The following is a 10580-nucleotide window of genomic DNA, read 5'->3' on the forward strand; positions in this document are numbered from 1 at the left end:
GGGGTGGACGGGGTGGGCATGCGCGGATGACGACGGCGGGCCGCGGCGCGCAGGCGGGCGCGGCGGGCCTCCTCGCCCCGGCGGTCCACCTCACCGCCGAGCGAGCGCAGCACGTCGATCACGAGCCCGACCACCACGAGGTACACGCCGATGTCGAACGCCGTGGCCGAGACCAGCTTGAGGGCGTCGCCGAACAGCGGCAGGTCGGTGAACTCCACCACATAGGACTGCAGGATCTGCCCGCCGAAGAAGAGCGGGGCGATCCCGGTGAGCGTGGCGATCGCCAGGCCCAGGCCGATCATGGGCCCGGCCGGGATCACGGAGGCCTCCTGCAGCTCGTACCGGCCGCCGGCGAGGAAGCGCAGCGTGAGGGCCAGGCCTGCGAGCAGGCCGCCGGCGAAGCCGCCGCCGGGGGTGTTGTGCCCGGCCAGCAGCAGGTAGACGGAGAGCAGCATCATGATCGGGAACATGAAGCGGGTGACGACCTCGAGGATGATCGAGCGCCGCTCGGGGGCCATCGTGTGGCCGGCCACGAGCCACTGGCCCTTGCGATCGTCCACAGCGAAGCTGCGCACGACGGACAGCTCGCGGGCCCCGAGCGAGGAGTCGGCGCCGAAGTCGCCGACGGAGCCGGGGGCGACGTCGTCGATGCTGCGGGTGCGCCCGTCGCGGTGCTGCAGGAAGATCAGGGAGGCCACGCCGGTGGCCGCGGCGGCCAGCACCGTGATCTCGCCCCACGTGTCCCACGCGCGGATGTCCACGAGGGTGACGTTCACGGCGTTCGTGCCGTAGCCGTCCGTGTAGGCGAGCTCCGGCATGGGCAGCGAGATCCGCTCCGCCGTGCGGGCGGCCAGCGCGGTGGCGGCGATCCACATCATGGTCAGCGCGAACCCGACGGCCACGGCCAGGCGGCCCAGCCGCCGCGAGCCGGTGCGGCGGTCGTACCAGTCCGGCGGCAGCACGCGCAGGCCCAGGATGAGGGTGACCAGGATGATGGTCTCCACGAGCACCTGGGTGATCGCGAGGTCCGGGGCGCCGCGCATCGCGAACAGGGCGGCGGCGCCGTAGCCGGTCACGGACACCAGCATGATCGCCTTGAAGCGGCGGCGGGCGCGGACGGCGAACACGGTGGCCACGGCGATCATCAGCACCACGACCAGCTGCGCCGGGGTCTGGAACCAGGCGACGTCCGCGGAGAGGAACGAGGTGGCCAGCGTGCGCTCGCTGCGCCCCACGGGGAAGAGCAGGAACGCGGCCGGCAGCAGGAACGCGGTGGCCAGGATGATGCCCAGGTAGCGGCGCAGGGAGCCGGTCTGGGTGCGCCCCGTGACCCAGATGGCGACCTCGTCGAGGGCGCCGGTGATCTTCCGGTACGTGCGCAGGGCGTCGACCGGGAACTCGACGCGGCGCTGGAACGCCTCGACTCCCGGCCGGCCGAGGGCGAGCAGCGCGCCGAGCACCCAGACCCCCGCGGAGAGGGCGAGGATGGGCGTCCAGCCGTGCCACAGGGCCAGGTAGGCCGGCGCCTCCTCCGGGTCCAGCGGCGGCAGGGAACCCGTGTGGGCGGTGATGATCCCCTCCACCGGGCCGGGCAGGAAGGCGAGCACCAGGCCGGCGAGCGCGAGCAGCGCGGCCGGGGCCAGCTCGAGGGTGGTGACGCGGGTGTGGAAGCGCGTGACGGGGACCGCGGCCCCCTCCTCGTCCCGCTTGGCGGCGAACGAGCCCCACAGGAACCGCCACGTGTAGGCGAAGGTGAGCACCGAGCCCACGGTCATGAGCACGAGCGGCGTCCAGCCCCACACGTCCGCGTGCGCCACGCCGTGGGCGGCCAGGCCCTCCAGGACGGACTCCTTGGCCACGAAGCCGAACAGCGGAGGCAGGCCGGCCATGGACAGGCCCGCCACCACGGCGACGGCGGCCAGGGCCGGGTGGCGGCGGCCGATCCCGGAGAGCTGGCGCAGATCGCGCGTGCCGGCCTCGTGGTCGATGATGCCGACCACCATGAACAGGGGGGCCTTGAACACCGCGTGGGCCAGGAGCATGGCGAGGCCGGCCATGGCGGCGTCGCGGGTGCCCAGCCCGTTGGCCACCATGAGGAAGCCGAGCTGGGAGACCGTGCCGTACGCGAGGACGAGCTTGATGTCTGTCTGCCGCAGGGCGCGCCAGCCGCCGAGCAGCAGGGTCCACAGACCCACGCCGATCACGAGGACCTGCCACATGGCGAGGCCGTGGAACTCCGGGGCCAGGCGGGCCACGAGGAAGACGCCGGCCTTCACCATGGCCGCCGCGTGCAGGTACGCGGACACGGGGGTCGGCGCGGCCATGGCGGCCGGCAGCCAGAAGTGGAAGGGGGCCTGGGCGGACTTCGTGAGGGCGCCGATCAGCACCAGGGCGACGGCGACCTCGAGCAGCCCGCGCAGCCCGGCGTCGGCCATGAGGGCGGGGGCGGCCTCAAGGACCCCGGAGATCCGCCAGGACCCGGCGAAGTGGGCCAGCATGATCAGGCCCGCGAGCATGGCCAGGCCGCCGAACGTGGTGACGATCAGGGCGGTGATGGCGGAGCGGCGGGCGAAGATGCGGTGGCCCGAGTAGCCGATCAGCAGGAAGGACAGGACAGACGTGATCTCCCAGAAGGTGTAGAGCACCATCAGGTCGTCCGTGGTGACGAGCCCGAACATCGCGCCGGCGAACGCCAGCAACTGCCCGCCGAACACCGCGTTGCGCGGCTCGTGCTCCCGGAAGTAGCGGGCGCAGTAGGCCAGGACCAGCGCGCCGACTCCCAGCACGATCAGGGACATGAACGCGGCCAGCACGTCCATGCGGAACGCGAGCTCGATCTCGAGGTACGGCACCCACGGCACGGCGCGGTCCAGGTGCGCCGCCGAGGCCGGGACCGGCCGGCCGGCGTCGAGCGCCTCCTGCAGCGCGAACACGTGCGGCAGCTGGGTGAGCAGCCAGACGAAGCCCGCCGCGGGGGCGGCGGCGAGCAGATAGAACCCCTGACGTCCCGTCCACCGGAAGATCACCGGGGCGGCGAGCGCGACGACGAAGAGCGCGGTCAGGATGACGAGCATGCGGTCCCTTCGTCAGGCACCGGCGGGGGTACGGTCCAGCCTAGCGGAGGGATGCGCCCCACCCGGAGTCAGCGGACCGATTCCGCGCTCCGCGTGATCGGCTCCGTGACCCGGGCGAACAGCAGCCCACCGGCCACGAGCACGACGGCGATCACGGGGATGACCACCCGGTTGTCCGGGTGCAGGGCGAGCGCGAGCGTCACGAGCGCGGGCGTGATGAACCCGACCGCGCGGCCCGTGGTGGCGTACAGCCCGAACACCTCGCCGACCGTCCGCGGCGTGGTGAGCCGGCCCAGGAACGCGCGCGAGGCCGACTGCACCGGGCCCACGAACAGGCACAGCGCCAGCCCGCCGACCCAGAACGCGAGGGTGCCCGAGGCGAAGAACAGCGCCCCGGCCACGAGGACCATGGCGGCCAGCGAACCGAGGATCACCCGGCGTGGGCCGACTGCGTCGTCGAGCCGCCCGCCCACGAAGGCGCCCAGGGCGGCCACCACGTTGGCCGCGATCGCGAACAGGACCACGTCCGAGGCCGCCAGCCCGTAGACCGTGGTGCCCAGGATGGCGCCGTAGACGAACACCGCGCCCACGCCGTCGCGGAACACCGCCGAGGCCACGAGGAACCACAGCGTGTTCCGGTCCTCGCGCCACATCCGGGCCAGCGTGGCCCCGAGCTCGCGGTAGGAGCCCAGCACCGACTCACGGCGCGGCCCGCCGTCCGCCGCCGGGGCGGGGGCCGGGTCCGGCACGGCCACCAGCACGGGGATCGCGAACACGAGGAACCACGCGGCGGCCACGAGCGCGACCACCCGGATGTTCAGCGCCGCGTCCTCCGTGACGCCGAACCAGTGCGCGTCCCCCGAGACGAAGCCCACGAACACGATCAGGAGCAGCAGGATGCCGCCGAGATAGCCCGCGCCCCAGCCGATGCCCGAGATCCGGCCGATCGTGGCCGGCGTCGAGATGTGCACGAGGATCGCGTTGACCTGCACCTCCGCGAACTCGAAGAACACCGTGCCCAGGGCGATCAGGGTGACGCCCAGCAGCAGGGAGGACTCCCGGGGCGTGACGAAGAAGCACGCCGCGGTGCACGCGATCACCGCCGCCGTCATCACCCCCAGCCAGAGGCGGCGCCGGCCCGCGCCGTCCGCCCGCCGCCCCAGCACGGGCGCGGTGACCGCGATGACGACGCCGGCCACCGCCATCGCCGTCGAGAGCCACGCCGTGCCCCGCTCGTCCGGCCCGAACGCGTCCGAGGCCAGGTAGGTGCCGAACACGAAGGTGACCATGACCGCGTTGAACGCGGCCGAACCCCAGTCCCACAGCGCCCACGCGGCCACCTGGCGACGCGGGGCGGCGGAAGCGACCGGCGGGAGCGCGACGTCGGTCATCGCTCGATGCGGGTGAGATGGAAGTCGCGGTGCGCCCGGGAGGCCGTGGGCCCGCGCTGACCCTGGTACCGGTTCTGGTTGGCCCCGGTGCCGTACGGCGACTGGGCCGCCGAGGAGAGCCGGAAGAAGCACAGCTGGCCGATCTTCATCCCCGGCCACAGCGTGATGGGCAGCGTGGCCACGTTGGACAGCTCGAGCGTGACGTGCCCGGAGAACCCGGGGTCGATGAACCCGGCGGTCGAGTGCGTCAGCAGGCCCAGCCGCCCCAACGAGGACTTGCCTTCGAGGCGAGCGGCGAGGTCGTCCGGCAGCGTGACCTGCTCATAGGTGGAGCCGAGCACGAACTCCCCCGGATGCAGGATGAACGCCTCGTCCGGGTCCACCTCCACCAGCCGGGTCAGCTCGTCCTGCTCCTGACGCGGGTCGATGTGCGCGTACCGGTGGTTGTCGAAGAGCCGGAAGAACCGGTCCAGGCGCACGTCCACGGACGCGGGCTGGACCATCGCCGGGTCGAGGGGGTCCAGGCCCACGCGGCCGGAGGCGAGCTCGGCGCGGATGTCGCGGTCGGAGAGCAGCACGGCTCAGTCCATTCGCACGACGACGGCCAGCGGGGTGCGCTCGCGGCCCTGGCCCAGCGGGTTGTCCGCGAAGGCGGCCTCGAGGGCGGCGGCCGACGCGGCCGTGTCCTTGCCGAGGGCGTTGCGGCCGATGTCGTTGGCGTCCATCACGACGGTGCCGGCGAAGGAGGCCTTCGCCCAGGCCGGGATGTCCGCCGCCCGGATCATCGCCGAGACCTCGGCGGCCACCCGGTCCGGCTCGGCCGGGGGCAGCTTGGCGGAGACGTTGGCCGGGAACGTGGAGTAGGTGGTGGGTCCGTCGATCGCGCGGACGTTGCCGCCCACCACGTTGTAGAACACACCGCGCTTGCCGGCGACCTTGCCGGCGGCGCCGGCGGCCGCGGAGAGCACGATGCGCGGCAGGCCGGCCTCCTGGATGGCCAGCTGCATGGTGGTGGGGTCGCCCAGGCCGATGCCCGCGGGCGTGCGGGTGACCAGGCGGGAGAGGGCGCGGGCGGCCACGGAGGGGCGGACCTCCCAGGTGTAGTAGGAGCGGCCCTGGGTGATGGCCACGATCTTCTCGGACACGGAGAAGTGCCACGGGGCGTCCTGCGGCATCGCGTCCGCGGGCAGGTCGCGGAAGAAGTCCTCAATCTCGCCGCGCAGGTAGGCCTGCAGGTCCGTGTCCCGGTCCACCAGGCCGGTCTGCACAGGGAAGCGGCGGTAGCGGCGGCCGTCCTCGGCGGAGACCAGGTCGAGCTCCTTGCCCGGGTTCGGCTCGTGGTCCGGTTTGGCCGGTGCCGGGGCGGTGGGGGCCTCGTCGACCGCGGTGGCGGGGCCGGCCGGGGCGGCGTCCGCGTCCACCGCGTCGCGCAGCCAGAGCTCGAGGTTGAGCAGGCGCCAGAAGCGCTCGGGGTCGTGCCGGCGCGGGTGGGCGAGGAAGTCCTCGAAGAGCGCGCGGACGGTGGGCGCGTCGGCGTACGGGCGGGCGGCGAACGAGTCGGAGGCGAACACCTCGCGGACCGGCTCGCGCAGGGCGAGCAGCAGGCCGGCCGCGGCGTCGTCGTCCGCGTGGCGGGCCGGCGGGAGGACGGCGTCCACCAGGCCGGCGAGCCGCCCGCGCGGCACGCCGCGATCGGCGGGGCGCTCGTCCGCGTGGGCGTCGACGAAGGCCGAGTTCAGCAGCGCCTCGACGGGCACGTCGGCGCGCTCGCGGGAGTCGGCCAGGCGGGCGGCGACGTCGCGGCGGGTCGCGGTCAGGGTGCGCGCGGCACCGCGCAGGCCGCGGGACGCGTCGGCGGCCGGAGGCGTCGGGACGGGGCGGCCGCACACGTGCGCGGTCGAGGCCAAGGGGCCGCCGTGGGCGCGGATCGCGGCGCGGACCGACTCGAGGTCGGCGACCGGGGACGGCGTCGCAGCGGGGGCCAGCGGCGCGGGCCGGGGACCGCCGACGAGGAAGGGGCGGTCCGCCTCCCCGAACGCGAGGTAGCGGTACACCGCCGCGTCGTCGGGGCGGGCGGGGACCTGGGCCGCGTCGGCCGTGGTGTCGCGCATGGGACGTCCTTCCGGGACAGGGGCTGCCGGACGCGTCCGGCCGCGGCCGGGCGCGGTTCGGACTCTACCAGCGGCCCCCGGCGCGCTTTCGTTCGGGAAACGGCGGCCCCTGGTGCGCTTTCGTTCGGGAAACGGCGGCCCCTGGTGCGCTTTCGTTCGGGAAACGGCGTGGCCGGCCGCTGGCGCGCGGGTGCGGCCCTGACCATCCGCGGCGAGTTCTCCATCGTGATCGCCGGGCCGGTGCTCACGCGGTACGCGGACGCGTTCGGTCGCTCGCGCGCCCGGGCGGCGACGCGGCGGGTGCGGGCCCGCGAGGTCGCCGCGGCGGACCCGGCGCACTGACGTACGGGTCCGCGGGGCTCGATGACGACGCGGGGCCGGTGCACCGGCCGGGCTGGTGTATGGTGGTGCCCGCGCCGCAGGCGGAAGCCGAGCGGTTGCGCGGGCGTAGCTCAATGGTAGAGCGCTTGCTTCCCAAGCAAGATACGCGGGTTCGATTCCCGTCGCCCGCTCCACACCACGACGACGGCCCCGGGCCCCTCACGCGAGGGACCCGGGGCCGTGTCGGTCCACGTCGCCCCGCCACGGCCGCACCGGGAACGCAAGACGTCGGAATACGGCCACATTCCGGCGTCATGGCGACCGCTGGCGTTCCAGGTCGACGTGCGGGGTCCCGCTCCCCTCAACGGCCCGCGCGGATCTCGCGCAGCCGGCGTTCCAGGTCGACCGGCAGGTCTGCGGCGAAGCGCGGGTCGAGGTCGGGGCCGACGTGCGCCAGTCGGTAGACGCCGTCGGCGCGGTCGAGAAACCCGTAGTCCACCAGTTCGCGACGCAGCGTGGCCACGTCCTCGTGGGCGGGGCGCAGCAGGTCGTTGACCTCGGCCTCCGCGTAGGCGCGGCCCGCTCTGAAGCGACGCAGCAGCTCGAGAAGGACGGCCACCCGCGGCTTGCGGCGCGCAGGGATGGAGCGCAGCCGGTCCCCGTCGAAGAAGCGGGCGAGCACGGTCGCGTGGTAGCGCTCGGCGGACTGCCACTCGTCGGCGAGGGCCGCCGCCGCGGCGGTGTACCGCTCACCGGTGACGGCCATGCGGGCGCGGATCAGGGTCTTGAGGTCGGACTGACGGGTCATGGTGCATCCTCGCCGGCGCGCTCCCGGCCATGCCGCGCCGCGGGTCGGGGACGACGTCCGTCGCGTGCGGGTGGGCCCGAGGATCCGCTCCCCTTCGCGCCGGGCTGCAGGGCCCTGCCGCGCGGGGCCGGGCCGCGTGGCGCGCTCGGCGGTGGGCGCCGCCGTCGTGATCCAGGCTAGCCGACGCCCGCGGCGTAGGATCGCGCCATGCCCCTGACCCCGCCGCGGACCGCCCCATCCCGCCCCGTGGAGGCCCGTCCGTGACCCAGGTGCTCTCCGGCTTCGCGGTCGTGTGGGTGATCATCCTCGTGGGCGTCCTGGTGGGGCGCACGGGGGTGCTCGGCGAGCACGGCCGCACCGTGCTCTCCCGTGCGGCGTTCTTCATCGGCAACCCGGCGCTGCTGTTCGTCACGCTCTCCCGCGCGGACGTGGGCGCCGTGCTGGGCCCCCAGCTGTGGGTGGCCACGCTGTCCGCGTTCACCGCGGCCGCACTGTACCTCGCGGTGACGGTCCCGCTGCTGAAGGGCAGGCCGGCCTCGGAGCGGATCATGTCCGCGCTCAGCGCCTCGCTCGTGAACTCGGCGAACCTCGGCATCCCCATCGCGGTCTACGTCCTCGGCGACGCCGCCCTGGCCGCCCCGGCGCTCATCTTCCAGCTGGCGATCTACACGCCTGTCTACGTCGCAGCGATGGACGCCGCCACGACCCGCGAGGCCCGACGGCGCACGGCGGCGGGCGGGCATCGTGCGGTGCGCCGCTCCCCCGGCCGCGCCGCGGCCGACCAGGTCCGTCAGACGGTCACCAACCCCCTGATCCTGGGCTCGGTGACCGGCCTGGTCTTCTCGCTCACCGGCTGGTCGTTGCCGGGCCCGCTCATGGAGTCCGTGGAGCTCATCGGCGGGCTGTCCATCCCGGCGATGCTCCTGGCGTTCGGCATGTCGCTGGTCGGCTCGCGGCCGCTCGAGCGCGCCGGCGGGCGTCGCGCGGACGTGCTGCTCGCCTCGGCGGTGAAGCTGGTGGTGCATCCGCTGCTGGCCTGGCTGCTCGCGCAGTTCGTGTTCGGCCTGGATGCACGGCACGTGTTCGTCGCCGTCGTCCTGGCCTCGCTGCCGACCGCACAGAACGTGTTCGTCACCGCCGTGCGCTACGACGCGGGGCTGCGCGTCTCGAAGGACACGATCCTGGTCACCACGATCGTCGCGATCCCGGCGATGATCGCCGTCGCCCTGCTGCTGGCCTGAGGCCGACGACGGCGGCGCCCGGCCCGGTGTCACGCGCCGGACGCCTCGCCGCGGTTCAGACGTCCCGGCGGATCAGCTCGTCCAGCCCCGTGGGCGAGAGCAGGTACGGGGCGACCTCGAGCACGGTGCGCGCCCCCGTCTCCCCCTGGGCCTTCAGACGCGCGGCGGCACGGCCGTAGGCGACCTGCGCGGCGGCGGTGAAGTCGGGGTTGGACTCCAGCTCCAGCACGAACTCGACAGCGCTGCGCGAGCCGCCGAGGTCGCCCGAGGTGACGACGTGGCCGCCGTGCGGCATGCCCTGGTGGTCGCGCTCGAACTCCTCCTCGGAGATGAAGTGCACGGTGGTCTCGTACGGGGCGAAGTAGTCGGGCATCGTGGTGATGGCCTCGGTGATGGCCGCGTGGTCGGCCTCGTCGGCCACCATGTAGCACTCACGCACGTGCGCGGAGGCGCCGGTGATCTCGGCGCCCCGTCCGGCGCGGGCCTCGGCGATCGCCTCCTCGCTGGGGATCGTGTACTGCACGCCGCGCCGGACGCCGGGGACCCGCCGGACGGCGTCGGAATGGCCCTGCGAGAGGCCCTTGCCCCAGAACGTGTTCTGCTGCGGCTGCGGGAACAGCGCCGCGCCCAGCACCCGGTTCACCGAGAACAGGCCCGGGTCCCAGCCGGTGGAGATCATCGCCACGTGCCCGCCCTCTCGGGCCGCGGCGTCCATCTCGGCGCGGTGCCGCGGGATGAGCTGGTGGTTGTCGTAGGTGTCCACGGTGGTGAAGTGCCGCGCGTAGCCGGCCGCCTGCTCGGGGATGTCCGTGGCGCTGCCGAGGCAGAGGAACAGCACGTCGATCTCCCCGGCGTGCTCGGCGGCTCGCTCCGCCGGGAGCACGGGCGTGTCCGTGTCCAGGCCGGTGCGGCGCGAGAAGATGCCCACCAGCTCCATGTCCGGCTGGAGCTTCACGAGCTTCTCCACACTGCGGCCGAGGTTCCCGTATCCGACGATGCCGGCGCGGATGGTCATGTGCGTCCTCCTGGTGGGGTCGTGGTCAGGTCGGTCCCGCCAGCCTAGGCCCGGCGCCGCGGGGCGCCGAGTCCGCCGGCCGGACCGCGCAGCAGGAGCACGACGACGGCGACCAGCCCCGCCAACGCCAGCACGCTGACCACGTAGATCGGCCAGGCCCACGGGCTGTGGTCGCCCCCGCCGACGCCGTAGGTGTCCGCGAGCGCCATGCCCGGCCCGAACGAGGCCATGAAGTAGGCCGGGGACGCGGCGACGAGCGAGGCGAGGCCCAGGGCGAGGACCGCCAGCGGGTCGACCTCCTCGCGACGCCACGTGAGGAACCACAGGACGGCGGCCACACCGAGCCCGGCCGCCAGGATCACGGCCGGAAGGACGAAGGGGACGCCGAGCTGGCCCGCCGCGCTCAGGTCCGCGTAGATCCTCCCGAGGCCGCGGTCGCCGGGCGCGGCGGCCAACGGGTTGAGGACGAACACCTGCAGGGCCGCGAGCGCCGCGGCGGCGGCGATGACGCCCGGGACCACCGCGCCCGCGGCGAGCCGCACCCACCCGGGCCGGTCGGGCAGAGCGAGGGGCGCAGGAGCCTCCACAGACGCTTTCGTTGACGAAACGGCGCCGGAGG

At 74.1% G+C, this 10580-nt stretch carries 8 protein-coding genes, 1 tRNA gene and 1 pseudogene; 3 read left to right on the top strand and 7 right to left on the bottom strand.

Annotated features, from left to right (window positions below; all coding sequences use genetic code 11):
• From J1M39_RS09285 to J1M39_RS09300, 4 genes and pseudogenes are all read right to left on the bottom strand, one after another.
• Positions 1–3074: Na+/H+ antiporter subunit A (locus J1M39_RS09285; RefSeq protein ID WP_206496725.1), on the bottom strand; the 3074-nt coding region annotated here is incomplete at its 3' end.
• Between the two features lie 68 nt (positions 3075–3142).
• A pseudogene (locus J1M39_RS09290) lies at positions 3143–4528 on the bottom strand (MFS transporter); the annotation flags it as partial.
• Entirely contained in the window at positions 4462–5043 is a 582-nt protein-coding gene (dcd, locus tag J1M39_RS09295; protein WP_036341271.1) for a dCTP deaminase, read from the bottom strand. The pseudogene J1M39_RS09290 and the gene dcd, both read right to left, overlap by 67 nt.
• A 3-nt stretch (positions 5044–5046) precedes the next feature.
• On the bottom strand, positions 5047–6576 hold the full coding sequence (locus J1M39_RS09300) for a hypothetical protein (RefSeq protein WP_206496707.1): 1530 nt from the start codon (positions 6574–6576) through the stop codon (positions 5047–5049).
• 168 nt (positions 6577–6744) lie between these two features.
• On the opposite strand from J1M39_RS09300, the gene J1M39_RS09305 reads away from it, so the two are divergent.
• Both J1M39_RS09305 and J1M39_RS09310 read left to right on the top strand, forming a co-directional pair.
• Positions 6745–6918, top strand: a complete 174-nt coding sequence (locus tag J1M39_RS09305; RefSeq protein ID WP_230282035.1) for a hypothetical protein — start codon at positions 6745–6747, stop codon at positions 6916–6918.
• A 99-nt stretch (positions 6919–7017) separates the two neighbouring features.
• Positions 7018–7091 (top strand) — tRNA-Gly (locus J1M39_RS09310).
• Between the two features lie 167 nt (positions 7092–7258).
• Here J1M39_RS09310 and J1M39_RS09315 read toward each other — a convergent pair.
• Entirely contained in the window at positions 7259–7705 is a 447-nt protein-coding gene (locus tag J1M39_RS09315) for a DUF2087 domain-containing protein (protein WP_158184879.1), read from the bottom strand.
• A 260-nt stretch (positions 7706–7965) separates the two neighbouring features.
• Here J1M39_RS09315 and J1M39_RS09320 point away from each other — a divergent pair, with 260 nt between their 5' ends.
• Positions 7966–8946 carry an AEC family transporter gene (locus J1M39_RS09320; RefSeq protein WP_206496708.1) on the top strand — a complete coding sequence of 327 codons (981 nt, stop codon included), beginning with the start codon at positions 7966–7968 and terminating at the stop codon, positions 8944–8946.
• A gap of 55 nt (positions 8947–9001) precedes the next feature.
• On the opposite strand, the gene J1M39_RS09325 is transcribed toward J1M39_RS09320, so the two are convergent.
• Together J1M39_RS09325 and J1M39_RS09330 are read right to left on the bottom strand one after the other, a co-directional pair.
• Positions 9002–9961, bottom strand: coding sequence for a diaminopimelate dehydrogenase (locus J1M39_RS09325; RefSeq protein WP_206496709.1), 960 nt, complete (start codon positions 9959–9961; stop codon positions 9002–9004).
• Positions 9962–10005: 44 nt separating this feature from the next.
• Entirely contained in the window at positions 10006–10548 is a 543-nt protein-coding gene (locus tag J1M39_RS09330; RefSeq protein ID WP_342356400.1) for a hypothetical protein, read from the bottom strand.
• Between the last annotated feature and the right edge of the window lie 32 nt (positions 10549–10580).

The organism is Micrococcus sp. KRD077 (assembly GCF_017168505.1).
GTDB lineage: Bacteria > Actinomycetota > Actinomycetes > Actinomycetales > Micrococcaceae > Micrococcus > Micrococcus luteus.